The 25,555-nt window shown below is 72.4% G+C and carries 23 protein-coding genes, 7 tRNA genes and 1 pseudogene; 22 read left to right on the forward strand and 9 right to left on the reverse strand.

All coding sequences use genetic code 11. The features are described 5' to 3' along the window. Window positions 1-164: 164 nt before the first annotated feature. The 8 genes from BLW82_RS34840 (at window position 165) to BLW82_RS34880 (ending at window position 11,918) form a co-directional block, all read left to right on the forward strand. Complete coding sequence (locus tag BLW82_RS34840; RefSeq protein ID WP_093505253.1) at window positions 165-1,199, forward strand: methionine ABC transporter ATP-binding protein; 1,035 nt, start codon at window positions 165-167, stop codon at window positions 1,197-1,199. Further along, entirely contained in the window at window positions 1,196-1,921 is a 726-nt protein-coding gene (locus BLW82_RS34845) for a methionine ABC transporter permease (RefSeq protein ID WP_093505255.1), read from the forward strand. Before BLW82_RS34840 ends, BLW82_RS34845 begins: the two co-directional genes overlap by 4 nt. Window positions 1,922-1,992: 71 nt before the next feature. Next, entirely contained in the window at window positions 1,993-2,829 is an 837-nt protein-coding gene (locus BLW82_RS34850) for a MetQ/NlpA family ABC transporter substrate-binding protein (protein ID WP_093505257.1), read from the forward strand. A gap of 141 nt (window positions 2,830-2,970) precedes the next feature. Continuing rightward, window positions 2,971-3,600: a GNAT family N-acetyltransferase gene (locus tag BLW82_RS34855; RefSeq protein WP_093505259.1), complete on the forward strand. Its 630-nt coding sequence runs from the start codon at window positions 2,971-2,973 to the stop codon at window positions 3,598-3,600. A gap of 114 nt (window positions 3,601-3,714) precedes the next feature. Next, window positions 3,715-4,941 carry a precorrin-6y C5,15-methyltransferase (decarboxylating) subunit CbiE gene (gene cbiE, locus BLW82_RS34860; RefSeq protein ID WP_093505261.1) on the forward strand — a complete coding sequence of 409 codons (1,227 nt, stop codon included), beginning with the start codon at window positions 3,715-3,717 and terminating at the stop codon, window positions 4,939-4,941. A 344-nt stretch (window positions 4,942-5,285) separates the two neighbouring features. Beyond that, window positions 5,286-9,110 (forward strand): nicotinate-nucleotide--dimethylbenzimidazole phosphoribosyltransferase, encoded by a 3,825-nt coding sequence (gene cobT, locus BLW82_RS34865; RefSeq protein ID WP_093505263.1) that lies wholly within the window; start codon window positions 5,286-5,288, stop codon window positions 9,108-9,110. Between the two features lie 677 nt (window positions 9,111-9,787). Beyond that, window positions 9,788-11,020, forward strand: a complete 1,233-nt coding sequence (cobA, locus tag BLW82_RS34875; protein WP_093505267.1) for a uroporphyrinogen-III C-methyltransferase — start codon at window positions 9,788-9,790, stop codon at window positions 11,018-11,020. Window positions 11,021-11,099: 79 nt separating this feature from the next. Next, entirely contained in the window at window positions 11,100-11,918 is an 819-nt protein-coding gene (locus BLW82_RS34880; protein WP_093505269.1) for a TrmH family RNA methyltransferase, read from the forward strand. 6 nt (window positions 11,919-11,924) lie between these two features. Here BLW82_RS34880 and BLW82_RS34885 read toward each other — a convergent pair whose 3' ends face one another. After that, window positions 11,925-13,271 carry a serine/threonine-protein kinase gene (locus BLW82_RS34885; protein WP_177233342.1) on the reverse strand — a complete coding sequence of 449 codons (1,347 nt, stop codon included), beginning with the start codon at window positions 13,269-13,271 and terminating at the stop codon, window positions 11,925-11,927. A gap of 196 nt (window positions 13,272-13,467) precedes the next feature. Here BLW82_RS34885 and BLW82_RS34890 point away from each other — a divergent pair, with 196 nt between their 5' ends. From BLW82_RS34890 to BLW82_RS34905, 4 genes are all read left to right on the forward strand, one after another. Next, a complete protein-coding gene (locus BLW82_RS34890; RefSeq protein ID WP_093505273.1) occupies window positions 13,468-13,743 on the forward strand; it encodes a hypothetical protein in 276 nt (91 codons plus the stop codon). 207 nt (window positions 13,744-13,950) lie between these two features. Then, window positions 13,951-14,127, forward strand: a complete 177-nt coding sequence (locus tag BLW82_RS34895) for a hypothetical protein (RefSeq protein WP_093505275.1) — start codon at window positions 13,951-13,953, stop codon at window positions 14,125-14,127. Window positions 14,128-14,482: 355 nt separating this feature from the next. After that, entirely contained in the window at window positions 14,483-15,439 is a 957-nt protein-coding gene (locus BLW82_RS34900; protein ID WP_093505277.1) for a phosphotransferase family protein, read from the forward strand. Between the two features lie 100 nt (window positions 15,440-15,539). After that, on the forward strand, window positions 15,540-15,857 hold the full coding sequence (locus tag BLW82_RS34905; protein ID WP_093505279.1) for a TFIIB-type zinc ribbon-containing protein: 318 nt from the start codon (window positions 15,540-15,542) through the stop codon (window positions 15,855-15,857). A 50-nt stretch (window positions 15,858-15,907) separates the two neighbouring features. Here BLW82_RS34905 and BLW82_RS34910 read toward each other — a convergent pair. The 5 genes from BLW82_RS34910 to BLW82_RS34930 all read right to left on the reverse strand — a co-directional run bounded on the left by BLW82_RS34910 (window position 15,908) and on the right by BLW82_RS34930 (window position 16,377). Beyond that, window positions 15,908-15,979 (reverse strand) — tRNA-Val (locus BLW82_RS34910). A 34-nt stretch (window positions 15,980-16,013) separates the two neighbouring features. Continuing rightward, window positions 16,014-16,085, reverse strand: a tRNA-Val gene (locus BLW82_RS34915). 34 nt (window positions 16,086-16,119) lie between these two features. Further along, window positions 16,120-16,191, reverse strand: a tRNA-Val gene (locus BLW82_RS34920). A gap of 1 nt (window position 16,192) precedes the next feature. After that, window positions 16,193-16,266: transfer RNA gene (locus BLW82_RS34925), tRNA-Cys, on the reverse strand. A gap of 38 nt (window positions 16,267-16,304) precedes the next feature. Next, window positions 16,305-16,377: transfer RNA gene (locus BLW82_RS34930), tRNA-Gly, on the reverse strand. A 178-nt stretch (window positions 16,378-16,555) separates the two neighbouring features. Between BLW82_RS34930 and BLW82_RS34935 the strand changes: the two genes are divergently transcribed. The 3 genes from BLW82_RS34935 to BLW82_RS34945 all read left to right on the forward strand — a co-directional run bounded on the left by BLW82_RS34935 (window position 16,556) and on the right by BLW82_RS34945 (window position 19,443). Continuing rightward, the gene (locus BLW82_RS34935; protein WP_093505281.1) at window positions 16,556-17,620 is read left to right on the forward strand and encodes a chorismate-binding protein; all 1,065 of its coding nucleotides are present in this window, start codon (window positions 16,556-16,558) and stop codon (window positions 17,618-17,620) included. 101 nt (window positions 17,621-17,721) lie between these two features. Beyond that, window positions 17,722-18,543, forward strand: a complete 822-nt coding sequence (locus BLW82_RS34940; RefSeq protein WP_093505283.1) for an aminotransferase class IV — start codon at window positions 17,722-17,724, stop codon at window positions 18,541-18,543. 75 nt (window positions 18,544-18,618) lie between these two features. Beyond that, on the forward strand, window positions 18,619-19,443 hold the full coding sequence (locus BLW82_RS34945) for a GNAT family N-acetyltransferase (RefSeq protein ID WP_093505285.1): 825 nt from the start codon (window positions 18,619-18,621) through the stop codon (window positions 19,441-19,443). Between the two features lie 7 nt (window positions 19,444-19,450). Here the strand turns inward: BLW82_RS34945 and BLW82_RS34950 are convergent, their stop codons facing one another. Next, complete coding sequence (locus BLW82_RS34950; protein ID WP_093505287.1) at window positions 19,451-19,969, reverse strand: DsbA family protein; 519 nt, start codon at window positions 19,967-19,969, stop codon at window positions 19,451-19,453. A gap of 230 nt (window positions 19,970-20,199) precedes the next feature. Between BLW82_RS34950 and BLW82_RS34955 the strand changes: the two genes are divergently transcribed. Both BLW82_RS34955 and BLW82_RS44690 read left to right on the forward strand, forming a co-directional pair. After that, window positions 20,200-20,655 carry a hypothetical protein gene (locus BLW82_RS34955; RefSeq protein ID WP_093505289.1) on the forward strand — a complete coding sequence of 152 codons (456 nt, stop codon included), beginning with the start codon at window positions 20,200-20,202 and terminating at the stop codon, window positions 20,653-20,655. A 257-nt stretch (window positions 20,656-20,912) separates the two neighbouring features. Then, window positions 20,913-21,065 carry a hypothetical protein gene (locus BLW82_RS44690; protein WP_167450005.1) on the forward strand — a complete coding sequence of 51 codons (153 nt, stop codon included), beginning with the start codon at window positions 20,913-20,915 and terminating at the stop codon, window positions 21,063-21,065. Between the two features lie 106 nt (window positions 21,066-21,171). Here the strand turns inward: BLW82_RS44690 and BLW82_RS34960 are convergent, their stop codons facing one another. Further along, a complete protein-coding gene (locus BLW82_RS34960) occupies window positions 21,172-21,732 on the reverse strand; it encodes a CGNR zinc finger domain-containing protein (RefSeq protein WP_093505291.1) in 561 nt (186 codons plus the stop codon). A gap of 263 nt (window positions 21,733-21,995) precedes the next feature. Continuing rightward, window positions 21,996-22,409 (reverse strand): SsgA family sporulation/cell division regulator, encoded by a 414-nt coding sequence (locus BLW82_RS34965; RefSeq protein WP_004002642.1) that lies wholly within the window; start codon window positions 22,407-22,409, stop codon window positions 21,996-21,998. A gap of 191 nt (window positions 22,410-22,600) precedes the next feature. Between BLW82_RS34965 and BLW82_RS34970 the strand changes: the two genes are divergently transcribed. The 5 genes and pseudogenes from BLW82_RS34970 to BLW82_RS34990 all read left to right on the forward strand — a co-directional run bounded on the left by BLW82_RS34970 (window position 22,601) and on the right by BLW82_RS34990 (window position 25,370). After that, entirely contained in the window at window positions 22,601-23,050 is a 450-nt protein-coding gene (locus tag BLW82_RS34970; protein WP_093505293.1) for a TIGR02611 family protein, read from the forward strand. 76 nt (window positions 23,051-23,126) lie between these two features. Next, a tRNA-Val gene (locus tag BLW82_RS34975) sits at window positions 23,127-23,198 on the forward strand. 860 nt (window positions 23,199-24,058) lie between these two features. Then, a pseudogene (locus BLW82_RS34980) lies at window positions 24,059-24,552 on the forward strand (ABC transporter substrate-binding protein); the annotation flags it as partial. A 257-nt stretch (window positions 24,553-24,809) separates the two neighbouring features. Further along, a complete protein-coding gene (locus tag BLW82_RS34985) occupies window positions 24,810-25,256 on the forward strand; it encodes an SRPBCC family protein (protein WP_093505295.1) in 447 nt (148 codons plus the stop codon). A gap of 39 nt (window positions 25,257-25,295) precedes the next feature. Beyond that, window positions 25,296-25,370, forward strand: a tRNA-Val gene (locus BLW82_RS34990). The last annotated feature ends 185 nt before the right edge of the window (window positions 25,371-25,555 follow it).

Raw genomic sequence — 25,555 nt, forward strand, 5'->3', positions numbered from 1 at the left:
GGCCCCCGCACCACCCCAGAGCCTCGCGCCCCGAAGCGAGCCGCCGTGGCCTGTCCGTATGTCCGTACGCCCTGAGCCGTATGTGACCCGGCTGCCCCGCGCACATTCTTCCTCCCGTACCAGGGCACACCCACGCCCGCGTACTCGACAGCGATGGAATCCCAGTGATCACCACATCGGGCCTGACCAAGGTCTACCGCACCCGCGGCCGAGAGGTCACCGCCCTCGACGGCGTCGACCTGCACGTCCGCGAAGGCGAGGTGTACGGCGTCATCGGACAGTCCGGCGCCGGCAAGTCCTCGCTCATCCGCTGCGTCAACCTGCTGGAGCGCCCCACCAGCGGCACCGTGACGGTCGACGGACAGGACCTCACCGCACTCGCCGGACGCGGCCCCCGGGCCGGCCGGGAGCTGCGGCAGGCGCGCAGCCGGATCGGCATGGTCTTCCAGCACTTCAACCTGCTGTCCTCCCGGACCGTCCAGGACAACGTCGAGCTGCCGCTGGAAATCCTCGGCACGTCGGGGAAGGAACGTTCCCGGAAGGCTCTTGAGCTGCTCGACCTCGTCGGGCTCGCCGACAAGGCGAAGGCCTACCCCGCCCAGCTCTCCGGCGGTCAGAAGCAGCGCGTCGGCATCGCCCGCGCCCTGGCCGGCGACCCCAAGGTGCTGCTCTCCGACGAGGCCACCAGCGCCCTCGACCCGGAGACCACCCGCTCCATCCTCCAGCTGCTGCGCGACCTGAACCGGCAACTGGGCCTGACCGTCCTGCTCATCACGCACGAGATGGACGTCGTGAAGGCCGTCTGCGACTCCGCGGCGCTGATGGAACGCGGCCGCATCGTCGAGCACGGGACCGTCAGCGAACTGCTCGCGGCCCCCGGCTCCGAACTGGCCGCCGCGCTCTTCCCGGTCGGCGGCGAGGCATCCGGCGACGACCGCACCGTCCTCGACGTCACCTTCCACGGCGAGGCCGCCACCCAGCCGGTCATCTCCCAGCTCTCCCGCACCTACAACATCGACATATCGATCCTCGGCGCCGCCATCGACACCGTAGGCGGCCTCCAGGTCGGCCGGATGCGCATCGAACTGCCCGGCCGCTACGAGGACAACGTCGTGCCCATCGGCTTCCTGCGCGAGCAGGGCCTGCAGATCGACGTACTGGGCCAGGAGCCCGCGCTGGTGAAGGACGGTGCCAAGTGACCTGGTCCGAGATGCAGCCCCTGCTGTCCCAGGCGTGTTGGGACACCCTCTACATGGTCGGCTGGTCCACGCTGATCGCCGTCGTCGGCGGCCTCCCGCTCGGCATCCTGCTCGTCCTCACCGACCGGGGCGGCCTGCTCCAGAACGTGCTGGCCAACAAGGTCATCGGGCAGATCGTGAACGTCGCCCGCTCGATGCCGTTCATCATCCTGATGGTCGCGCTGATGAACTTCACCCGCTGGATCACGGGGACGACCATCGGCCGCGAGGCCGCCATCGTGCCCCTCGCCATAGGCGCCATCCCGTTCTTCGCGCGCCTCGTCGAGACGGCTGTCCGCGAAGTGGACGGCGGGCTCGTGGAGGCCGTGCAGGCGATGGGCGGCAACACCTGGACCGTCGTACGGAAGGTCCTCGTGCCCGAGTCGCTGCCCTCGCTCATCTCCTCCACCACGACCACGGTCGTCGCGCTCATCGGCTACTCCGCCATGGCCGGCACGGTCGGCGCCGGCGGGCTGGGCGACATCGCCATCCGCTACGGCTACCAGCGGTTCGAGACCGAACTGATGTGGATCACGGTCGCCATCCTCGCCGTCGTCATCTCGGTCATCCAGTTCGCCGGCGACTACGCGGCCCGCTCGCTGCACCGCCGGGGCGGTCAGTCGGGCCCGGCGCCGAGGCTCCGGCTGCTCAAAGCGGCCACCGCGACGAGCAAGACCGTCTGAGCCACCCCTCCTTAGAACTCCCCGCACCACCCGCCGCGGGGCCGCTCCACCCTTAAGGAAAGGCACTTTTCGTGCGTAACACCGCCAAGCTCACCACCGCCGTCCTCGCCGCCGGAGCCCTCACCTTCGGGCTCACCGCCTGTGGCTCGGACAAGGACTCCGCCTCCGGCTCCGGCGACTACAGCGGACCGCTGGTCGTCGCCGCGAGCCCGACCCCGCACGCCGAGATCCTCGACTACATCAAGGACAACCTGGCGAAGAAGGCCGGACTCGACCTGGAGGTCAAGGAGTTCACCGACTACATCACGCCGAACACGGCGACCGAGGACGGCTCGGTGGACGCCAACTACTTCCAGAACAAGCCGTACCTCGACGACTTCAACAAGAAGCGCGGCACCCACATCGTGCCCATCGTCACGGTCCACCTGGAGCCGCTCGGCCTCTACTCCCACAAGGTGAAGAGCGCCGACGCGCTGAAGAGCGGTGCGACGATCGCCGTCCCCAACGACGCCGTGAACGAGGCGCGTGCCCTCAAGCTGCTCGCCGCCAACGGCCTCATCACCCTCAAGGACGGCGCCGGCAGCGAGGCGACCCCGCAGGACATCGCCAAGAACCCGAAGAACCTCCAGTTCAAGGAGGTCGAGGCGGCCCAGACCGCGCGGTCCCTGGACGACGTGGACGCCGCGGTCATCAACGGCAACTACGCCATCTCGGCCGGCATCAAGCCCGCCAAGGACGCCCTCGTCCTGGAGTCCGCGAAGAACAGCCCGTACGGCAACTTCCTCGCGGTGAAGAAGGGCAACGAGAAGGACCCGCGGGTGAAGAAGCTCGCCAAGCTGCTCACCTCGCCCGAGGTGAAGAAGTTCATCGAGGACAAGTACCAGGGCTCGGTCATCCCGTCCTTCTGACGGCACGTATACGGCGTATCGCCACGCACGGGGTCCACTCGGTCACCACGGGTGGGCCCCGTCGTGCGGTTCAGTGGTTTCATGCTGCATGCTGGGCAGTTCGCAGGCCCTGAAGGATTTCCGAAGGTTACGGAGCGGCGCATGACTAGCACCTTCCCCAACATCTCCATCAGCACGGAGCGGTTGGTGCTGCGTCCCCTCGACGAGGACGACGTGCCCGCGCTGGCCGAGATGATGAACGACGAGCAGGTGGCGGCCTGGACCAGCGTCCCGCAGCCGTACGGCGAGGACACCGCCCGGCGCTGGATCACCGAGCACGCCCCGGCCGAACGGCTCGCCGGCCGGGGCCTGGACCTCGCCGTCACGGAGTTCCTCACCCAGCGCCTGGTCGGCGTCGTCCGGCTCGCCAGGACCAACTGGCACATCCGGTCGACCGAGTTGTCGTACATCATCGCCCCCTGGGCCCGGGGCGAGGGCTACGCCTCCGAGGCCGCGCTCGCCACCGCGCAGTGGCTGCTCGGCGACCAGAAGCTGGAGCGCATCGAACTGCGCACCGCCGCCGACAACGCCGCCGCACAGCAGGTGGCGCAGAAGATCGGCTGCATCAGCGAGGGCGTGCTGCGCAATGCCTGCATAGTCCACGTCCGCACGGAGGACGGCACCTGGGCCGACGTGCGCAGCGACTACATCGTGTGGAGCCTGCTCCCGGAGGACCTGGAGGGCGCGGGCGAGGAACTCGCCGGCAGCGACGGCTTCACCTCCTGGAACTGACGGCGGCGGGACTCACCCCGTCGCACGCCGTACACCTCCACCAGGTACCCTCACGGAGCCCGTCCGCCGGGCCCGGACCCCACAGACCTGCGAAAACCCTGGAGACTGACGACGATGGCCGACCGGGTCACGGTGATCGGCTGGGACGGCTCGCCCCTGACCGCCGCAGGGCGCGGCGCACTCGGCGCCGCCACGCTCGTCGCGGGCGCGGCCCACCATCTCGCCCTTCCCGAAGTGCCGCCCGGCGCGGAACGCATCCGCCTCGGCAGCGTCGCCCTCGCCGCCCGCCGCATCGCCGGCCACCGCGGCACCGCCGTGGTGCTCGCCGACGGCGACCCCGGCTTCTTCGGCGTGGTACGGACCCTGCGCGCCCCCGAGTTCGGCCTGGAGGTCGAGGTCGTGCCCGCCGTCTCCTCGGTGGCCGCCGCCTTCGCCCGCGCCGGGATGCCCTGGGACGACGCACAGGTGGTCGTCGCACACCGGCGCACCCTGCGACGCGCGGTGAACGTGTGCCGCGCCCACACCAAGGTCGCCGTCCTCACCTCGCCCGGCGCCGGGCCCGCCGAACTCGGCCTCCTCATGGATGGCGTCCACCGCACCTTCGTCATCTGCGAGGAACTCGGCACCGAACGCGAGCAGGTCCACGTCGTGACCTCCGACAAGGCCGCCGACCACGCCTGGCGCGACCCCAACGTCGTCATCGTCATCGGCGGCACGACCGGAGCGGTGCCGGCACCCGAGGGCGGCGGCTGGATCGCCGGCCGCGATCCGGCCGCCGGCCCGCGCGGCTGGGTGCTGCCCGACGCGGAGTACGGCGACGGTGCCCCGCTCGGCGAAGGGGAAACGGATCTGCTGCGGGCCGCCCAACTCGCCCGGCTGGGGCCCCGGGTCGGCGACCTCGTCTGGGACATCGGCTGCGGCAGCGGTGCGTTCGCCACGGAGGCCGCGCGCGCCGGGGCCGCCGTCATCGCCGTCGACCGGGACCTCGCGGCCTGCGTGCGCAGCGACGCGGCCGCCCGGAGGTTCGGTGTCCAGCTCCAGATCGTCAACGGCGCTGCCCCGCACGTGCTGGAGAACCTTCCCGAACCCGACGTCGTCCGGGTCGGCGGCGGGGGAGCGGCGGTGGTGAACGCGGTCGCCGACCGGCGCCCGCAGCGCATCGTCACCCACGCCGCCACCCGCGACGCGGCCGAACTCGTCGGACGAGACCTGACCGAGCACGGATACCAGGTCGAGTGCGCCCTGCTGCAGTCCGTCGAACTCGACACCAGGGCCTGGACGGAGACCGAGCGGAACGTCGCGTTCCTGCTCAGCGGTGTTCTGCCCGAGCGTGCCCCGTGATCCGGTAGTCATACTGCGCGCGGTAGGCTGGCCGATCGCTGCACCGCACCGGTGGCCCGGAAATCTGTTCCTCAATGTCCGGAAAACACGCCTCTTTTGGGGCGGGTGTGGTACGGCATAACCGGGGACGCGCAACGTGGCGCAGTCCACAGCGGGCTGTCGCGGATCACGCTGTCGCGACGGTCGAACGGCCGGGACAATGCCAGTGAGTGGCTTTGTCGCCTTTTCCGGCGGGTCGTTCGTGCCGCTGGGCACGCACGCTCGTTCTTCACTGCGGGGCGGTCGGTGCGCCGTCCCGGGCGAGCTGGCCGTAGAAGGCACTAACCGATGGGCGAGGGGTACGCATGACGGACACCGGCCAGGTCCCGGGCGAGGGACTGCCGGAGAGCGCAGGCATGGTGGAACAGCCGGGCGTCACCGCGCACGGCGCGTACACCTACCTCTCCGAGTCGCCTGCCGAGGACGAAGAGGACCTGCTGCTCCCCGGCGCCCAGGGCGCCTGGGGGAACGAAGTGCCGCCGCCGGCCCCGGAGCCGGTCGTCGAGGCCGTCCACGAGCCCGGCCCGCACGAGATGGGCGGCCGGGACAGCGGCTCGGTCGACCTCACCGCCGTCCGGCTGCCCAGCTCGGTACCGGCGTCCCCGATCCTCTCCGTGCCGCACGACCCGGCGGCCGCCCCGGTTGCGCGCCGTCCGCTGCACCTCGGCCCGCCGATCCCGGACGCCTCCACCAGCCCGGTCCGCTCCCTCGCCGACCGCGGCCCGACCGGCGCACCGGTACGGCAGCCGGGGGCACCGGCGGCCGGTCCCGAGTACCTCGACGTCCAGCCGCCCCACGAGGCGGTACCGCCGTCCGCCGCACCCTGGGGGGCGCCTCAGACGGCGTCGCAGACCGTCCCGCAGGCGGCACAGGTGGCAGCTCCGGTGGCACAGGTCGCCGCGCAGGCCCCGGCTGCCGAAACGGTTGCTCCGGTCGGCACGGCACCGGAGCCGGTCGCTGTCGCGGCTCCCGCCGCCCCGGCCGCTCCCGTCGCTGCGGCCGCTCCCTTCGCCGCGGCCCCCGAGCCGCAGCCGCAGCCCGTGGCCGCCCATGAACCCGGCACTCCCGACCAGGCCGGCGCCGCCCAGGCGGCCGTCGCCCGCCTCACCACGGCCGCCACGGCCACGGGCACCGCGGGCGAGCCGTACGGCGTCGGTCGGCAGGTCGACGGGGGCGTTCCGGCGCCGGTGGCCGAACCGGTGACCGTACCGGCGGCGCCGCAGGCCGTAGAGGTGCCGGACGGTGCTCAGCCGGCGCAGGTCCCGCAGTTCCCGGACGCTCCCGGAGCCGCCGAGGTCCCGCAGGCTCCGCACGGGCCGGACGCGGTGCCGGCGCAGGCGGCTCCGGTGGTGCCGGCTCCGGTGGCGGCCGTGGGTCCGCAGACCGGTCAGGCTCCCGGCGCCGGCGCGGCCGTGGACGGCGGCGTCCCGCCGGTACCAGAGCAGGCCGGGCACCGGCCTGCGGAGCCGGAGACGGCCGCCGAGGCCCTGGCGGCCGCGCCGGAGCAGCAGGCCGTGGCGCCGGCGGGGTCGGAGCAGGCCGTGGAGGCCGGGGTGCCCGAGCCGGGTCCGGCACCGGAGGCGGTGGGACCGGAGGCGGTCGCACCGGAGGGGGTTGCACCGGAGGCGGTCGTGTCGGACGCCGCCGCTCCGGAAGCCGTCGTGTCGGAAGCCGCCGCGCCCGGGGCCCTCCCGGCTGCCGAGGCCGTCGCGCCCGGGGCCGTCCCGGCTGTGGAGGCCGTCGTGGCAGAGCCGGTCGTGGCCGAGCCAGCCGTTGCCGAACCCCTAAAGGGCGTCCAGCCGGTGGCCGCCGTGCCGCTGCAGCCCGAGGAGTACGCGGCCGAGGCGTCCGCCCCGGTGCCCCCCGCACTCGTCGTCGCCGCCGAGATCCCCCAGCCGTCCCAGCCTGCGGAGGTCCTCACGCCCGCCGTCCAGGAGGGCGAGCAGGTCACCCCGCCCGCCGAGGCCGACGTACCCGTGGCCGCTGTGGTACCGCCGCCGTCCGAGACCCCCGAGGCGCACTTCGCCGAGTTCGCCCAGCCGGTCGACGCCCCCCTCGCGGGCCCGCAGACCCAGGGCTCGGTGCCCGCCCCCGAGGAGGCCCCCGCGGAACCGGCCGCGGACCAGCCGCTCGGCGAGTTCGTCCCCGTCGACGGCCAGGTGCCGACCACCCCGCACCTCGCCCCCACCCCGCCCCACCCGCTGGTCCTCCCCAGCCAGGACCAGGGCGGACCGGCAGCGCCCGAACAGACCGCGACGGTCCCCGCCCCGCGTGAGGCCGAGCCCGCTCCGCTGCCGGAGCACCCCGATGTCGTACAGCAAGCGGAGGACCTGGACACCAGGGCCGCCGACCAGGAAGAGAGCACGGCCCCCGTGGCAGAAGCACGTCAGTCCACCGGCCCGGCCGCGCCCGCCTACGACGACGCCGAGCGCGAGGCCGTCCTCAAGGTCATGCGCGAGCGCCGTGACATCCGCAACGGCTTCCGCAGCGACCCGATCCCGCACGAGGTGCTGCTGCGCGTCCTGGAGGCCGCGCACACCGCGCCTTCCGTAGGCCACTCCCAGCCCTGGGACTTCGTCGTCATCCGCTCGGCGGACACCCGCCGCTCGATGCACGAACTGGCCATGCGCCAGCGCGACGCCTACGCCAAGTCCCTCCCCAAGGGCCGCGCGAAGCAGTTCAAGGAACTCAAGATCGAGGCCATCCTCGACACCCCGGTGAACATCGTCGTCACCGCCGACCCGACCCGCGGCGGCCGCCACACCCTCGGCCGGCACACGCAGCCGCAGATGGCGCCCTACTCCGCCGCCCTCGCCGTCGAGAACCTCTGGCTCGCCGCGCGCGCCGAGGGCCTCGGTGTCGGCTGGGTCAGCTTCTTCGACGAGCGCGAGATGGTCCGCGCCCTCGGCCTGCCCGAGCACCTCGAGGTCATCGCCTACCTGTGCGTGGGCTACGTCGACGAGTTCCCGGACGAGCCCGAGCTGATGCAGGCCGGCTGGTCCAAGCGGCGCCCGCTGTCGTGGGTCGTCCACGAGGAGACGTACGGCCGTCGCGCCCTGCCGGGCGAGGACCCGCACGACCTGCTCGCCGAGACCGTCGCCAGCGTCCGCCCGCTGGACGCCAAGGCGCTCGGCGAGGCGTGGGAGCGGCAGAAGCGGATGACCAAGCCGGCCGGCGCGCTCGGCATGCTGGAGATCATCTCAGCGCAGCTCTCCGGCCTGTCCCGGCAGTGCCCGCCGCCGATCCCGGAGCCCGCGGCCGTCGCGATCTTCGCCGGCGACCACGGGGTGCACGCCCAGGGCGTCACCCCCTGGCCGCAGGAGGTCACCGCCCAGATGGTGGCCAACTTCCTCGGCGGGGGAGCGGTCTGCAACGCGTTCGCGAGCCAGGTGGGCGCCGAGGTCTGCGTGGTCGACGTAGGCGTCGCGGCCGAGCTGCCCGCCACGCCGGGCCTGCTGCCCCGCAAGGTCCGCACGGGCACCTCCGACATGACCACCGGCCCCGCGATGACCCGCGAGGAGGCCAAGCAGGCCATCGAGGTGGGCATCGAGACGGCCCGCGACCTGGTGGCCGCCGGCAACAAGGCGCTCCTCACCGGCGAGATGGGCATCGCGAACACGACCGCGTCCGCGGCCCTGATCTCCGTCTTCACCGGCGCCGACCCCGCCGAGGTCACCGGCCGGGGCACCGGCATCAACGACGATACCCTCGCCCGCAAGACCGAGGTGGTGCGCCGCGCCCTGGAACTCCACCAGCCGGACCCGGCCGACCCGATCGGCGTCCTGGCCGCGATCGGCGGTTTCGAACACGCGGCGATGGTGGGCCTGTTGCTGGGCGGCGCGTCACTGCGCACGCCGGTGATCCTGGACGGCGTCAGCGCCGGCGCCGCCGCACTGGTGGCCCGCGCCATCGCCCCCGAGGTCCTCGCCGCCTGCATCGCCGGTCACCGCAGCGCGGAACCCGGCCACGTCGCAGCCCTGAACAAGCTGGGCCTGCGGCCCCTGGTCGACCTCGACCTCCGGCTGGGCGAGGGCACCGGCGCCCTGCTCGCCCTTCCCCTGGTCCAGAGCACGGCAAGGGCCATGCACGAGGTGGCGACCTTCGACTCGGCGGGCGTCACGGAGAAGTAGGAACGGCGTTCCCACGACAGCTGACCGACCGCGTGCGGCCTGCCGTCGCCCGCGGGTCACCAACGCCCGTCCACCGGACGCCTGTCGCCAGACGCCGTCGGTCGACCACCGGCCGCCCGAATCCGGCGGTCGGAAACCGGCCGCCAGAGACCGACAGCCGACTGCCGGGGGCGGAGGCTGGTCGCCGGGAGCGGGAGCCGGTGGCCGGTGGCTGCGACTGGTCGTCAGAGGCCGACGTCGGCAGCCGAGGCTGGTCGCCGGGAGCCGGGAGCCGGGAGCCGACTGCCGGGAGCCGAGGCCGGGAGTCGGGAGCGGTGGCCTGGACTGGTTGGCAGTGGCCGCGAGGCGGCTGCGTCGGTTTCCTTGGCTGCTGGCTGCTGGCTGCTGGCTGCTGGCTGCTGGCTGCTGGCTGCTGGCTGCTGGCTGCTTTGCTGGTTGCTGGTTGTCGGCGGTGGCTGTTGGCTGCGGGGCCGTTGCGCTGGTTTCCTTGTCGGCCGACCAGGTGGTTGTGGGCAGTCGTTCCGCCGGGGCGGAACGGGTGGGCACAACCACCCGCTGCCGTGCACCCGGCCATGCAGCCCAGCCACCGGACACCTGCGCCGCGCAAAACCCCCGCCCCGTAAAATCCGCACGTCAGGGCATTGCGCCACCGCCACCACCAGGGAGCCGCCCCCCTCATGGCCGAACACCCCGCCTACCCCGTAGGCCTCCGCCTCTCAGGCCGCCGCGTGGTCGTCCTCGGCGGCGGCCAGGTGGCCCAGCGCCGTCTCCCCGCCCTCATCGCGGCCGGCGCCGACATCACCCTCGTGTCCCCCGAGGTCACCCCCTCCGTCGAGGCGATGGCCGACGCCGGCGAGCTCACCTGGGAAAGGCGCCCTTACCAGGACGGCGACCTCGGCGAAGCCTGGTACGCCCTGATCGCCACCAGCGACCCCGCCGCCAACACCGCCGCCTCCGCCGAAGCGGAGCGCCACCGCGTCTGGTGCGTGCGTTCCGACGACGCCGACCAGGCCACCGCCTGGACTCCGGCCACCGGCCACAGCGAGGGCGTCACGGTCGCCGTCCTCACCACCGACGCGCGCGGCCGCGACCCCCGCCACACCGCCGCCATCAGGGACGCCGTCGTCGAGGGCCTGCGCGACGGCACCCTCGTCGCCCCCCACCACCGCACCCGCACCCCCGGCGTCGCCCTGGTCGGCGGCGGCCCCGGCGACCCCGACCTGATCACGGTCCGCGGCCGGCGCCTGCTGGCCGCCGCCGACGTCGTCATCGCCGACCGTCTCGGCCCCCGCGACCTCCTCGCCGAACTCCCGCCGCACGTGGAGGTGATCGACGCGGCGAAGATCCCGTACGGCCGCTACATGGCCCAGGAGGCCATCAACAACGCCCTGATCGAACACGCCAAGCAGGGCAAGTCGGTCGTACGACTGAAGGGCGGCGACCCCTACGTCTTCGGCCGGGGCATGGAGGAGGTCCAGGCGCTCGCCGAGGCCGGCATTCCCTGCACGGTCGTCCCCGGCATCTCCAGCTCGATCTCCGTACCGTCCGCCGCGGGCATCCCGGTCACCCACCGGGGCGTCGCACACGAGTTCACTGTGGTCAGCGGCCACGTCGCCCCGGACGACGAGCGCTCGCTGGCCGACTGGCCGTCCCTCGCGAAGCTGACCGGGACCCTCGTCGTCCTCATGGGCGTCGACAAGATCGGGAAGATCGCCGAGACCCTGGTCGCGCACGGGAAGTCCCCGCAAACCCCGGTAGCCCTGGTCCAGGAGGGCACGACGGCCGCTCAACGCCGGGTCGACGCGACCCTCGCCACGGTGGCGGAGGTGGTCCGCGCGGAGGAGGTGAAACCGCCCGCGGTCATCGTGATCGGCGAGGTCGTGAACGTCGGCCCGTCGGCGGCGCCCTGAAGGGCATCGGCGTAACCCCGGGTAACACAACCCGCTCCAGACCATTGGCACCCCACCCCGGACAAGGCAGTATCACCCTGTGGCCGATCTCATCACCGTTGAGGATCCCGACGACCCGCGCCTCCGTGACTACACGGGCCTGACCGACGTCGAGCTGCGCCGCAAGCGCGAGCCGGCCGAGGGCCTGTTCATCGCCGAGGGCGAGAAGGTCATCCGCAGGGCGAAGGACGCGGGCTACGAGATGCGTTCGATGCTGCTGTCCGCCAAGTGGGTCGACGTCATGCGCGACGTCATAGACGAACTCCCGGCCCCCGTCTACGCGGTCAGCCCGGAGCTCGCCGAGAAGGTCACCGGCTACCACGTGCACCGCGGCGCCCTCGCCTCCATGCAGCGCAAGCCGCTGCCGACGGCGACCGAACTGCTGCGCACCACCCGCAGGGTCGTCGTCATGGAGTCGGTCAACGACCACACCAACATCGGCGCGATCTTCCGCTCGGCGGCGGCGCTCGGCATGGACGCGGTACTGCTGTCCCCGGACTGCGCCGACCCGCTCTACCGGCGCAGTGTGAAGGTCTCCATGGGCGCGGTCTTCTCCGTGCCGTACGCCCGTCTCGACACCTGGCCCAAGGGGCTGGACTCGGTCCGCGAGGCAGGGTTCACGCTGCTCGCCCTCACCCCGGACGAGAAGGCCCGCAGCCTGGACGAGGCGGCCCCGCACCGGATGGACAGGGTCGCTCTCATGCTCGGCGCGGAGGGCGACGGTCTCTCCACCCAGGCCCTGGTCGCGGCCGACGAATGGGTGCGCATCCCGATGTCCCACGGCGTCGACTCCCTCAACGTGGGCGCGGCGGCCGCGGTCGCCTTCTACGCGGTGACGGCCGGCCGCCCCGAGGCGTAGGAGCCGTTACTCCCTGAGGGCCACGGCCTTCACAGCCAGGGCACCGCCGCCGACACCGGGCACGCCCATCCCGCGGGCGGGCCCGGAGCAGCCCTGGGCCAGCGCGATCCCCAGCGCCACCAGCACGGTCACGACGACGAACACGAACAGCCGCTGGCGCAGCAGCCTCGGATTGGCCGGCCGCCGTCCGGTACCCGTGGGGCGCGGCGCCGGACGCCCGTTGCCACCGCGCGACGCGGGCCGGCTCCCGCTCCCGTTCCCGGGCCGGGTGCCGTTGCCGCGCGGGGCGGGCGTGGGGCGCGCGCCGTTCGGCCGGGACGGCACACCGCCGAGCGGGCGCGGACCGCTGCCGCCGCGCGAAGGGGCGTTGCCTCGCGCCTGCGCGCCCGACGCACCCGGCGAGGACTGCGGCCGGCGCTGGGTGCGCTGCGGATCCGGGTAGGTCGAGTACGTGTCGGCGAGCCGTCCGGTGGGCCGGTCCGCCTCCGCGGCACGCGGCACGGGCGGCCGTACGTCGGCCAGCCCCTGCGCCTCGCGCGCGGCGATCTCCTTCAGCCGGAGCGACAACTGCAGCGTGCTCGGCCGCTCCTCCGGGTCCTTCGCCAGACAGGCCCGTACCAGTGGCGCGAGCGCGTCCGGCACGCCGTGCAGCTGCGGCTCCTCGTGGACGACCCGGTAGAGCATCACCTCGGAACTGCCGTGCCCGAAGGGCGAGTCGCCGGTCGAGGCGTAGGCGAGGGTCGCGCCGAGCGAGAACACGTCCGTGGCGGGGGTGACGGCGGCCCCGCGCACCTGCTCGGGCGCGAGGAACCCGGGGGAGCCCACCGCCGTACCCACGTGGGTGAGGGTGGAGGCCCCGGTGGCCCAGGCGATGCCGAAGTCGATGATCCGCGGCCCCTTCGGGGACAGCAGGATGTTCGAAGGCTTGAGATCCCGGTGCACGACCCCGGCCTCGTGCACGGCGACCAGGCCCTCGGAGAGCGCCGCGCCGACCGCCGCCGCGTCCGCCGCGCCCAGCGGGCCGTCGTCCGCGACCTTGTCGTGGAGCGAGGGGCCGGGCACGTACTGGGTGGCGAACCACGGCCGCTCGGCGTCCAGATCCGCCGCGACCAGCCGCGCGGTGCAGCCGCCCCTGATCCGCCGGGCCGCCGAGACCTCACGGGCGAAACGGGACCGGAACTCCTGGTCCTCCGCCAGATCGGGCCGGATCACCTTCAGCGCGACCCGCTGCCCCTTCTTGTCGGAACCGAGGTAGACCACGCCCATGCCGCCGGCGCCGAGCCTTCTGTGAAGCCTGAACGAGCCGACGACGCGCGGGTCCTCGCGCCTCAGGCGCATCATCGCCATGTTCATCCCCGCTGCCCGGTCCGTCTGACGTGGCACAGCTTACGTTTACCGGGCCGCCCGTGCGCAGAGGCCGCGCCCTCTCGGCCCGACGGATTGTCAGTGCCGGGTGCGAGACTTGAGGAGTGGTCAGGAAGGCGCCGTTATCGGCGCCTTTGAGCACTCGTCTGCTCCAACAGGCCGTCACAGAAGGGGGATTGATGCTGTGAAGGGTGACCGCGTGGAGATAGTCGTGGACGCCGGCGACACGACCCGTACGTACGAGGTGGTGGCGAGCCGGGCGGGCCGCCGGGTGGAGACAGCGGTACGGCGAGGTGTGGTGGAAGTGAGCGAAGTCACGCGGAACGGCACCGTCGTCCGGACCGCGCGCTTCATGGCGACCCGGGTCCTGGCTCTCGTGGAACAGCCGGTGCCCCGAGAGGACAGCTCGGAAAAACCGGGAAGGACCGGGCACCCCCTCCGGGAAGACCCCGAGGGGTAGGACGAGACCTGGGGCGCGTCTCCACCCAGGGGAGTAGACCGCAGGTCACGGCTCATCCTCTCGGAGGCCCGCGATTCGGTACGAGGGCATGACGTCCGCGAGGTGGCACGCGCCTAGATTTGAGGTCAAGCGGCGGGTGCAGCACTCGTCCCCCGAGGTCAGACACCCGCCGCTGCCAACGACAACTGAACGGTCAGGAGAGGGACCATGGCTCTTACGGCTCAGCGGAGACACACCACCCGCCCCCGCCGAGAGGGCCGTCGCCACCCGCTGGTGGCGACGCTGATGGCCCTGCCCCTGGCGGTCCTGCTCCTCGTCGTCTTCGACGGCTGGGAGACAGTGGCCACACAGGCGTCGTCCGTGGGAGTGATGCTGGGGCGCTGAGCGGCGACCTCAGGCCCGGAAGAGCGGTCCGGGCGGGGACATCCACCCATATGAAACCCCGTGGGGACGGGGGTGCGGCGGACGGCAAAATGCCGGCGCAGCTGGGGAGCTGCGCCGGCATTGCTTTTTCTGCGGGGCCGCGGCGTGCGTCGTCGGCTGCGGTCCGGTGGGGGCTTGTCGCGCAGTTCTCCGCGCCCCTGAAAACCCGGCTGCGGGGCAGTCGTGCCGCTGGAGGCTTCCCGGCCGAGAGCTGGGGGAGGCGGCCCGCAACCGGGGGCGAGCGAAGCGCCGGTACCCCGGCCCCCGCGCCCCACGTACTCTCACCGCAGCGCAGCCGCACCTCCCGGGGGACCCCATGACCGCAGACGTTCTGCCCCAGCTGACCGCCAAGGTCCTGGCCGCCGCCCACCCCGACCCGGCGGCCCCCTGCCACTGCGGCGCAGCCACCGCCACCCTCGCCCACCGCCCCGACACCACGGTCCTCCGCCATGCGGCGACCGTCGCCAAGGCCCACGCCCCCGACACCGACCCCACCGCCCTCGCCCGCCGTCTGGCCGTCGCCGCCCGCCTCCCCGACGTCTTCCTCCCGCCTCTCGCCCCGGCCCCCACCGCCTTCGTCGACGACCGGCCCGTCACCCTCTGGCCGTACGGCGCCCCCGTGGACCCCGACGCCCCGGAGGCCGCCCCCTGGGAAGCCGCCGCCGCCCTTCTCGCCCGGCTCCACCGCACCCCGCCCGTCCCCGGGGCCGTGCCCCCGATGCGCGGCCCCGCCAAGGCGGCCCACGCGATGGCGCGGCTCAGGCAGGCCCTCACCGCCGCGGGCGCCCACCCCGCCGCCGAGCCTCTCCTGCGCGCCTGGTCCGCCCTGCCCGCCTGGGCCCGCGCGGAAGCACCGGCCACGCCCGGCCGCCCCCGCACCCTCTGCCACGGCGACCTGCACCTCGGCCAACTGGTCCGGCATCCGGCGCCGGACGGCCCGTGGCGCCTCATCGACGTGGACGATCTCGGCCTGGGCGACCCCGCCTGGGACCTCGCCCGGCCCGCGTCCTGGTACGCCTGCGGCCTTCTCCCGCCCGACGAGTGGACCCGTTTCCTCGGTGCCTACCGCGCGGCCGGCGGCCCGGCCGTACCGGAGGACGGCGACCCTTGGCCCGCCCTGGACGTCCCGGCCCGCGCCCTCACCGTCCAGACCGGTGCGCGCTACCTCGCGAAGGCGATCGCGGCGGGCCGCCCCCTGGACGAGGTGGAGCAGTCCCTGATCGACGCCTGTGCCCGGATGGCACCGGAATGCCCCTTCGTCCAGCCCGGTTGACGCACGATTTCCCGAAGTACGCTGCAACCGGCCAGGGTCGGACGGAGTCTGTCCTGGAAGAACGTGAAGCAGTTTTCACCGGCGAGGAGTTGAGCCGACCATGCAGTGTCCGAAGTGCCATGCGCCGATGCACACCTACAACCGCAACGGCGTCCAGATCGAGCAGTGCAGCGGATGCCGGGGCATCTTCCTCGACTACGGCGAGCTGGAGGCGCTGACCCAGCTGGAGGCGCAGTGGTCCAAGCCCGTGCCGCCGCCGGCTCCGCAGGCGTACCCGGCCCCGCCCGCGCCGGCCTGGGGCGCCCCGCACGGCGGCGGCCACCACGGCGGTGGTCACGGCGGTGGTCACGGCGGGCACTACGGCGGCCACGGTCACCACGGGCACAAGAGCTGGGCGCACATGCTCTTCTCCAGCTGAGCCCACGAAGAAGCCCCGGCCGTACGAGACGGCCGGGGCTCTTTGCTGTGTGGACGATACTGGGATTGAACCAGTGACCTCTTCCGTGTCAGGGAAGCGCTCTCCCGCTGAGCTAATCGTCCTTGGGACCATGATCCGCTGATCACGGGCACTGCGTGCGCGATACTGGGATTGAACCAGTGACCTCTTCCGTGTCAGGGAAGCGCTCTCCCGCTGAGCTAATCGCGCGGGACAGATCCACGGCCTTCCGGCCAGGATCCAGTGGACGATACTGGGATTGAACCAGTGACCTCTTCCGTGTCAGGGAAGCGCTCTCCCGCTGAGCTAATCGTCCTTGGAGGTGGAGACGGGATTTGAACCCGTGTAGACGGCTTTGCAGGCCGTTGCCTCGCCTCTCGGCCACTCCACCAGGAGTGTAGGGGATCGGGAAGACCCCTAGTTCCTTCGAGCGGACGACGAGGCTCGAACTCGCGACCTCAACCTTGGCAAGGTTGCGCTCTACCAACTGAGCTACGTCCGCCTGTCGTTTCGGTCGGCTCTCGCGTCCCGGCGACGTGTTGAACTCTAGCGGATTCCCGGGCCAGCACAAAAACGCGTTTGCGCAGCGTGCTGCGCCGGTCCCGGCGGATGCCGTGGTCAGGGCACCCTTGACGACATGCCCGGGCCACCGCCAGGACACCCGCCATAGACTCGACGACGTGCTTCGTCGTCCTCCCCCTCTCCCTCCTCTCGCCCGGTTCGGCGGCCGTGTCGCCACCGGTCTCCTCGACGTGACCAGCGATCCCGCGGCCCTGGACTCGTCCGGTTTCTGGGCCGTCTGCGCGGACTTCGAGGGGCGGCTGACCTGCGCCCGCTTCGGTGAGGTACGGGAGGAACCGGTGCCCGCGCCGGTGCCGGGGCGGTGGCGGGGCCCGGCGGCCGGTGACTGGACGTCGTCCCTCGACCGCGCCGCGTACACGGCGGCGGTGCGGCGGATCCGTGCCCACATCGCGGCCGGCGAGGTCTACCAGGCCAACCTCTGCCGCGTGCTGTCGGCGCCGGTAGACCCGGACGCCGACGTGGACGCCCTGACCGCTCTGCTCGCCCGCGGCAACCCGGCGCCGTACGCCGGAACGATTCGCCTCCCGGCGCACGGCGTGGAGACGGCCACCGCCTCGCCCGAACTGTTCCTGCGCCGGACCGGGCGGACCGTCGAGAGCGGGCCCATCAAGGGGACCGGCCGTACCGAGGCGGACCTCCTGGAGAAGGACTACGCCGAGAACGTGATGATCGTGGACCTGGTCCGCAACGACATCGGGCGGGTCTGCGCCACCGGCACCGTGAGCGTCCCCGACCTGTGCGCCGTGGAGAAGCACCCGGGGCTGGTCCACCTCGTCTCCACGGTCCGGGGCGAGCTGCGCGCCGACGCCGGCTGGCCCGACCTGCTCGCCGCGGCCTTCCCGCCCGGCTCGGTCACCGGTGCGCCCAAGTCGAGCGCCCTGCGGATCATCGAGGCCCTGGAGACCGCGCCGCGCGGCCCGTACTGCGGTGGCATCGGCTGGGTGGACGCGGACCGGGGCGTCGGCGAGCTGGCCGTGGGCATCCGCACCTTCTGGATCGACCGGTCCGGCGACGGTGACGAGCTCCGGTTCGGTACCGGCGCCGGGATCACCTGGGGCTCCGACCCGGAGGGCGAGTGGCGGGAGACCGAACTGAAGGCCGCCCGGCTGCTCGCGATAGCGTCGGGTACGTATGACATGAACGAAGGGGATCCCGGGTGCTGAGCCGGCCCGGCCGACGACCTTCGGACCCCGGCCGGTCCGCCGCGTCGGATGCACCTGGCGCATCCGACGCATCGGACGCTGACTTGTAGAGGTAGAGAGCAGTGAAGATCTGGCTGGACGGCGGGTTGCAGGACGTGGAGTCCGCGCGTGTCTCCGTCTTCGACCACGGGCTGACCGTGGGGGACGGCATCTTCGAGACGGTGAAGGCGACCGGGGGACGGCCCTTCGCGCTCACCCGCCACCTCGACCGGCTGACCCGCTCGGCCCGGGGCCTCGGCCTGCCCGACCCCGACCACGACGAGGTCCGCCGGGCCTGCGCGGCGGTCCTCGCGGCCAACCCGATGGAGCTGGGCCGGCTGCGCATCACCTACACCGGCGGTCACGGTCCCCTCGGTTCCGACCGCGGCGACCGCGGCCCGACCCTGGTGGTCGCCCTCGGCGAGACCGGTCGCCGCGCCGACTCCACCGCCGTGATCACGGTCCCGTGGACCCGCAACGAGCGCGGCGCGCTCACCGGCCTGAAGACCACCTCCTACGCCGAGAACGTCGTCGCCCTGGCCCGCGCCCACCGGCACGACGCCTCCGAGGCCCTGTTCGCCAACACGGTCGGACAGCTCTGCGAGGGCACCGGCTCCAACGTCTTCGTCGTCCTCGACGGCGAGATCCACACCCCGCCGGTCTCCTCCGGCTGCCTGGCCGGCATCACCCGCGCCCTGACCGCCGAGTGGACCGGCGCCCGTGAGACCGAGCTGCCCATGGACGTCCTGGAGCGGGCGGACGAGATCTTCCTCACCTCCACCCTGCGCGACGTCCAGGCCGTGCACCGCGTCGACGACCGTGCGCTCCCCGGCGCCCCCGGCCCGGTGACCGCCAAGGCCATGCGCGTCTTCGACGAGCGCTCGGGTGAGGACCTGGATCCCTGAGAGCCGCCACGGGGCTTTGAGCGGCGGGGCCTCGTCGGGCTGACGTCACCCTCCCGGGCGGGTAGAACACGGCTGATGACCACGACCCTGCGGCCGACCGAGCCGCTTCAGCACGGCGCCGACGGGGCGCCGTCCCGGCACTTCCAGGTGTGCGTGAACGGCAGGCCCGTCGGCACCCTCCACCTCGGCACCTCGCCGAATCTCGGGGCCCGCGTGGCCCGGATCGCCGACCTGCGCATCGAGGAGCCCGACCGGCACCGGGGCCGAGGCACCGTGGCCGCGCTCGCCGCGGAGGAGGTGGCACGGGGCTGGGGCTGCCGGCAGATCGAGGTGAGCGTCCCGGCCGCCGCGGAGCCGGCGCTGCGGCTCGTCACGGCGCTCGGGTACGTCCCGCGCCACCGCAGGATGGAGAAGCACCTCGGCGACACCCAGCCCGCGCTGCCGGCCGGCAGCCTCGGCCGCGCCCTGACCGAGGCCGAGTTCGAGGAGTGGCTCGCCCACGAGTCCGAGGCGTACGCGCGCAGGTGGATCGAGCGGGGCCTGCCCGAAACCGAGGCACGCGAGAAGTCGCGGCGCGACCACGAGCGGCTGCTGCCGGGCGGGCTCGCCACCGAGGACGTGCGGCTCACCGTCCTCGAACACGAGGGGACACGCGTCGGCACCCTGTGGGTGGCCTTCTGGAGGGACCAGGCCTGGGTGTACGACGTCGAGGCCGACGCCGCCCACCGTGGCCGGGGACACGGCCGCACCCTGATGCTGCTGGCGGAGCAGCAGGCGATCGCCGCCGGCAGACCCGTCCTCGGTCTCACCGTGTTCGCAGGCGACACCCCGGCCGAACGGCTCTACGAGTCGCTGGGGTACGTCACCGTCTCCTGCATCCTCTACAAGAACCTGATCTGAGGCCCGGTCACTCCTGTTCGGCCAGCAACCGGTCGGCGATCTCCGTCACGCGCTCGCGCAGGCCCTCCTGGCTCTTGCCGCCGTCGAGGCGTTCGCCGCCGATGACGTACGTGGGGGTGCCGGTCACGCCGATGGCCTTGCCCTCGGCCTGGTCGGCGTCCACGACCAGAATGTGCCGGCCGTCGATCAGCGCGGTGTCGAACTCCTCGGCGTCCAGGCCCAGTTCGCCGGCCACCTCGACCAGGAACGGCTCGCCCTCGCGGTCCAGCCGCTCGACCCGGCCGAGGACCGCCTCGACGTACTCCCAGCCCCTGCCCTGCACCAGGGCCTCCTCGGCGGCCTGCGCGGCGGCGAAGGCATGCTTGTGCTTCTCCAGCGGGAAGTGCCGCAGCCGCAGCTCCAGCCGGTCACCGTACCGGGCACGCAGGGCGCGGAGGTCGTCCAGGGCGCTGCGGCAGTCCGAACACTGGAGTTCGCACCAGACGTCGAGGACCGGGGCGTCGGCGCGCGCGGGGGAGTCGTTCATGCCGGCCAGTCTTCCAGGCCGTGCTCCGTCCACCCAATCGAGACGGCTGGGGGCGGGCGGCGACGCCGGGTGCGGCCGCAGCTCGTCCCTGAGGTGGAGGTGCCCCGGAGGGGACCCCGAGATGCCCCTGATTGTCGGGCCTGGACATGGATCGCACGGGCGGCGCGGTGCACGATGGAAGGGGCGGGGCACGCACTCCGTCCGCCCGACCCAGCCCGCAGGAGGACCGGATGATCGCCGAGACAGTCTGTTCCGCCGTGTCCGCGGCAGGCCTGGGCATCGCCGTGGTCACCGCCTATCGCAAGCGGTACCTGGCGGCGGCCCGTACCGCCGCCTACTCCCTCGTTCCCATCGGCCTGGTGATGACGGGCGTGGTCGGCTGGATCGCCGACACCGCCTTCAGCCCGACCGCCTGGGCCGGCTTCGGTGTGCTCGGCGCTGCGTGGGCCCTGTTCGCCACCACCCGCGCCGTGGAGCGCCGGCGCGGCGGCACCCGTGGCACCCGCGCCGAGCGGAAGGCGGCCGCCCGGAGCACGGAGCGCGACGCCGTCGCACCCGCCGCCTCGGCACCGTCCCTGAGTCCGGCCACCCGCGCGGAGTCCAGGCCCGCGGCGGCGCCCCGCGGCACCGGCTCCGGTGACGACTTCAGCGACATCGAGGCCATCCTCAAGAAGCACGGGATATGACAGACCGCGAAGGCGGCGGACCGGGCGCGGGGGCGGCCCCGGCAGGACACCGGGCGACCCAGTTCAGCCGGGGTGCGAGCGCATGCATATGACAATCGCATGAGGCATTGAAACGACACAGTGCGCCCACGGCCCGGGCGGAAGTGTGCAGAGGGTGGGCGGAAGCGAAACGGACATCGCGGAATTCAGTGAACTCCCGCCCATTCCGGGCGTGTTGATCGCGTGGCGGGTGCTCGCTGGGACATCATCGCAGCGAGATGCTGGACACGAAACAGAGCGAGGCCGCGCCGCCGAAGGACGAGCCCCGCGGGTGCCTCTTCGCCCTTTCCCAGCCACCGCTGATGATCTTCCTAGCGGTGATCGGGTGTCTGCTCCTCATGGCTGCGCTGCACGACCTGCTGTGGCTGTGAGCCGTACCCGCCCGTCCTGGCGCCACCCGCCGGGACCGGCGTCGGCATCCACCCCGCGACCCGTCGGTGCGCCCGACCTGGGCCCCTGTCGCCGACGGCTGCCCGATCAGCCCGCCGCCTCCTTGCGGCGTGCCCGGTACGCGGCGACATGCAGGCGGTTTCCGCAGGTCCGGCTGTCGCAGTAACGGCGCGAACGGTTACGGGAAAGGTCGACGAAGGCGCGTCGGCAGTCCGGTGCCTCGCAGCGCCGCAGCCGCTCCTGCTCCCCGGCGACGACGAAGAACGCGAGTGCCATCCCGCAGTCGGCGGCGAGGTGGTCGGCCACCGAGGCGCCGGGCGCGAAGTAGTGCACATGCCAGTCGTAGCCGTCGTGGTCCGTGAGCCGGGGAGTGGTCCCCGCGGCCGCGACCAGCTCGTTGATCATCCCGGCGGCGGTCCTGGCGTCCGGGGCGGCGAAGATGCCCGCGAACCGGCCGCGGATCTTGCGCACCGCCGACAGGTCGAACTCCGACAGCACACCCACATCGCTGATGTCGTGGTTTCGTACGAAATGCTGGAGGGCCGCGACATCGGGCAGACCGTCCGCCGCCGCGTCGTCCTCCGGCAAGGTGTTCACCAGATCCACCACGGCGTCGAGAGAACACCGGGTGTCGTGGGTGATCAGCACGTTTCGCTCCCTGGCCTGAGGGTCGGGCGGGCGCCCGCCGATGGTGGCCGATGGTAGCGACATACGGCGGCCCCGCACCGTGCCCTGTCCCACTCGTGACTGACCGGTACAACGCACACCGCCCCCCGGCGGTTCCACGGGCACGCCGGCGCCGCCCCGTGACCGAATCACGGTGGCGGCGCCGGTGCTGCCGTATGCGGTTGTCTAGGCCCGAGCCGTCTCCCCGAGTGGACGGCGCCGGGCGGCTTGCAGGGGGCGTGGCCTCAGCTCTCCGCCAGGATGTGCGAAAGCTCCTGATCGAGATCGAAGTGGCGGTGTTCCGTGCCCGGGGGCACGGCGGCGTCCGTCCGCTTCAGGAAGGACTCCAGGGCCCGTGCCGGGGCTTCCAGCAGGGCTTCTCCCTCCGGGGAGCTCAGGGCGATGCACACGACGCCCTGACCGTGACTGCGGGACGGCCAGACGCGGACGTCTCCGGTGCCGGTTGGGCGGTGCAGCCCCTCGGCGAGGAGGTCGCGGGCGAACACCCATTCGACGGTTTCCTCGGCTCCGGTGTGGAAGGTGGCGTGCACGGCGTAGGGGTCGGCCGTGTCGTACCGCAGGCCTGCGGGGACAGGCAGGGATGACTCGCTCGACACAACGAGGCGCAGGTGCAGCTCGCAGCTGACCGTGGTGTTCATAAGCGCCAGGGCCTTTCGCTCAGTGTGCGCTCGGGGATTCGCACGTCGGCGAAATCGACATGCCACCTACGGTGCCGTTGTAAACCCCTCTGAGTGTTTTGCGTGTGTTTACGTAACTCTTCCGGCCGAGAACCTGAACGCGATCTACGACCATTCCGGTGACCGGAATCGCTCAGGTAGTGTTTGGTCGTATGAATACGGGGAGTAACGAACCGGGCGAGGCTGCCGTGGCCTCGGACGGCGGCGGGGCGGACGGGACGCGTGACGAGCGTGGGCTCGGATCGCGCGCGCCCGAGTTCGTCAGGGCGCGCCGGATGCTGCACCTGAGCTGGCAGGTCGGGGTCTTCGTGATCGGCCTGGCCGTGGTGGCCGCGGGCATCGTCCTGCTGCCGCTGCCCGGCCCCGGCTGGGTGATCATCTTCGCCGGCATGGCGATCTGGGCCACCGAGTTCGTCTGGGCCCAGCTGGTGCTCCGATGGACGAAGCGCAAGGTCACGGAGGCGGCCCAGAGGGCCCTCGACCCCAAGGTGCGCCGCCGCAACATCACGCTCACGACGATCGGCCTGGTGGTCGTGGCCGCCGGGGCCGGGATCTACCTCTCCAGGTTCGGGATCGTGATGCCCTGGAAGATCGAGGAGTGATCCGGCCGTCGCCACCAGGCCCCCGGCGACTGGTCGGGGGTACCCCCTGACATGGGGTAATGTTCTTCCTGCGCCCGGGCGATTAGCTCAGTGGGAGAGCGCTTCGTTCACACCGAAGAGGTCACTGGTTCGAACCCAGTATCGCCCACCCGGAACCGCGGCCCACCTGCGAGACAGCAGGTGGGCCGCGGTCGTTCTGTGCCTCGGGGAGGGCTGCCGCGATCACGGCGGCGACGGCCGCCTCCGGCAGGCGCGACCGCGGTCGGGCCGACCGCACGGTGCGGCCTGCGCGGCATGCGAAGGGCACGGTGCCCGTGCGAGGCCTCCCGAGCGGCCGAGCCCGAGAGACGCGTCCCTGTGGGCTCAGCATCTGCCGCCGCAGCCCTTCGCCCGCGGGTGTGGGTGCGGGTGTGCGGGTGGGCAGGTTTGCGGGCCTGCGGTGCAGTGGCCGCCGGTGCGGCGGCCGGCGGCCCGGCGAGCCCCCAGGCCGTCGGGAACTCGTGTCTTCGCCCGTCCCGCCTCCGCGCCGGCCCGGTCGCCCTGCGCTCACTCAAGCGCTCGCGACGGCTGTCGAGGCGGGCGAAGGCGAGGGCCAAGGCGAGAGGGGCGGTGATGGCGAGGGTGACGGTGAGGGCGTAGACACTCGGCGTCCCGAGCGCCGTGCGGCGGGCATCCGCGCCGTCTGCCGAGGCTTCACCCCTCCGACCACTACTCGCCTCGGCCCAGCCCGCCCCCACCGCCCCCGCCCACCGAAGTCAACCCGTAACCCAAGCCTCCCGTGCCCCACTTCGCGTTCGGCCCCTCGGCCACGCGCCCCTCACCTGCGACGTCCTCCGCCTCCGCCCTCCCGCGCACGTCCCGCCCGGCCCCGTCCCGCCGACCCCGCCCGCAAGAAATTCCTGTCCGCATCGATGACGCCTCACCGGCCCCTCCGTAACGTGTGCCAGCAAGCGCCTGATTGAAACGATTCATCCAGACGTCGGCGACGCCGCGGGGAGGGGTCCGACTCTGGGAACCAGCAGGAATGTGGAGAGGCGGACCATCCTGAAGCCGGCCGGGGCCCCGGCGGCTCTCGGGCTTGCCGCGACGGCCGGGTGGGGAGGCGGCACCGGCTCGGGGGGCGGGGCGGTGACGATCCGTTACTCGTGGGGGGTGCCGAGGAGTGCGCGCAGAAGATCAACAAGACCATCGCGCTCTTCGGGAAGAGGTACCCGAAGATCAAGGTCAAGGCCGACTTTCAGACGTACGCGTCGTTCTGGGAGAAGTTCCAGACCCGGGTGGCCGGCGGAAATCCCCCGGACGTTTTCCAAAATGCCGTCACCTTTCTCCGGAAGTACGACAAGCGCGGAATTCGGCTCGACCTCAAGTCACAGGGTCGGGCAGGAAATCTGAGCCTGGATCACTTCCGGGCCGGGGTGACCAAGGTGGGCGAGGTCGACGGAAAGCAGCTCGGAATCCCCGTCGGCTCCGGCACCAGGGCGCTGGTCATCGACAAGAAGGTCTAAGAGGAAGCCGACGTCGAGCCGCACGCGGGCTGGACCTGAGACGACTGCTGCAAGGCCGACCTGACGGAGTGGTGGACCGACGGCTGCAACCGCGTCAAGGCGGGCCTCGTCCTCGGCGACGAGATGCCCTCGCATGGGGGTGGGGGAGCGCCGTCGCACGGGCGGCGGCGCTCGTACCGGCGAGTGTGGTCCAGGTCACTCCACAGAGGCATGAGTACGCGTACTCAGTTAGGCCGGCCGGGCAGACTCCGCCCATGGACTGGACCCACTACCGCTTCCGCACCCTGTGGTCCCTGCCGGTGCCGTGCGCCGCCGTCTACGCCGCGCTGGAGCGGGTCGAGGAGTATCCGAGCTGGTGGCCGCAGGTGCGGTCGGTGAACCGGCTGAACGACACGACGGGACTCATCACGATCCGTTCCGTCCTTCCGTACGACATGACGTTCACGGCGCGGGAGACGCGACGCGATCCAGGGGCCGGCCTGCTGGAGGCCGCGATGACCGGTGACATCGAGGGCTGGTCCCGCTGGACGCTCACCGCCGACGGCGCCGGCACCCTCGCCCGCTACGACCAGGTCGTCGACGTGAACAAGCCGCTGCTGCGCCGACTCGCCGTCCCCGGACGGCCGTTCTTCCGCGCCAACCACTGGCTGATGATGCGGGCGGGACGGCGCGGACTGCTCAGGCACCTCCAAGCGGTTTGAACGAAACCTGCCGGTACCTGTATCGTTCTCTCCGTTCCCGGGCGATTAGCTCAGTGGGAGAGCGCTTCGTTCACACCGAAGAGGTCACTGGTTCGAACCCAGTATCGCCCACCACCGGGAAGGCCGGTCCGCACCAGCGGACCGGCCTTGTTCGTTCCCCGGACCGGCGCCGTCACGTAAGGGCCGCCCTTGGACGCCGGCTCCCGGATCAGGGCCGCGACCGAGGAGCACCGGCGCCATCGGAACGCGGGGACACCGAGGCCGAGCACGCCGTCCGTCGGGCGGGGCGCCGGTGGTGG

Source organism: Streptomyces sp. Ag109_O5-10 (assembly GCF_900105755.1).
Classification (GTDB): domain Bacteria; phylum Actinomycetota; class Actinomycetes; order Streptomycetales; family Streptomycetaceae; genus Streptomyces.

What these genes read in the sequence shown, in the direction of transcription:
- BLW82_RS34855 (WP_093505259.1), top strand. Translation starts at nt 2,971, where the DNA reads ATGACTAGCACCTTCCCCAACATCTCCATCAGCACGGAGCGGTTGGTG.
- cbiE (WP_093505261.1), top strand. Translation starts at nt 3,715, where the DNA reads ATGGCCGACCGGGTCACGGTGATCGGCTGGGACGGCTCGCCCCTGACC.
- cobT (WP_093505263.1), top strand. Translation starts at nt 5,286, where the DNA reads ATGACGGACACCGGCCAGGTCCCGGGCGAGGGACTGCCGGAGAGCGCA.
- cobA (WP_093505267.1), top strand. Translation starts at nt 9,788, where the DNA reads ATGGCCGAACACCCCGCCTACCCCGTAGGCCTCCGCCTCTCAGGCCGC.
- BLW82_RS34885 (WP_177233342.1), bottom strand. Translation starts at nt 13,271, where the DNA reads ATGAACATGGCGATGATGCGCCTGAGGCGCGAGGACCCGCGCGTCGTC.
- BLW82_RS34895 (WP_093505275.1), top strand. Translation starts at nt 13,951, where the DNA reads ATGGCTCTTACGGCTCAGCGGAGACACACCACCCGCCCCCGCCGAGAG.
- BLW82_RS34900 (WP_093505277.1), top strand. Translation starts at nt 14,483, where the DNA reads ATGACCGCAGACGTTCTGCCCCAGCTGACCGCCAAGGTCCTGGCCGCC.
- BLW82_RS34905 (WP_093505279.1), top strand. Translation starts at nt 15,540, where the DNA reads ATGCAGTGTCCGAAGTGCCATGCGCCGATGCACACCTACAACCGCAAC.
- BLW82_RS34945 (WP_093505285.1), top strand. Translation starts at nt 18,619, where the DNA reads ATGACCACGACCCTGCGGCCGACCGAGCCGCTTCAGCACGGCGCCGAC.
- BLW82_RS34950 (WP_093505287.1), bottom strand. Translation starts at nt 19,969, where the DNA reads ATGAACGACTCCCCCGCGCGCGCCGACGCCCCGGTCCTCGACGTCTGG.
- BLW82_RS34955 (WP_093505289.1), top strand. Translation starts at nt 20,200, where the DNA reads ATGATCGCCGAGACAGTCTGTTCCGCCGTGTCCGCGGCAGGCCTGGGC.
- BLW82_RS44690 (WP_167450005.1), top strand. Translation starts at nt 20,913, where the DNA reads ATGCTGGACACGAAACAGAGCGAGGCCGCGCCGCCGAAGGACGAGCCC.
- BLW82_RS34965 (WP_004002642.1), bottom strand. Translation starts at nt 22,409, where the DNA reads ATGAACACCACGGTCAGCTGCGAGCTGCACCTGCGCCTCGTTGTGTCG.
- BLW82_RS34970 (WP_093505293.1), top strand. Translation starts at nt 22,601, where the DNA reads ATGAATACGGGGAGTAACGAACCGGGCGAGGCTGCCGTGGCCTCGGAC.
- BLW82_RS34985 (WP_093505295.1), top strand. Translation starts at nt 24,810, where the DNA reads ATGGACTGGACCCACTACCGCTTCCGCACCCTGTGGTCCCTGCCGGTG.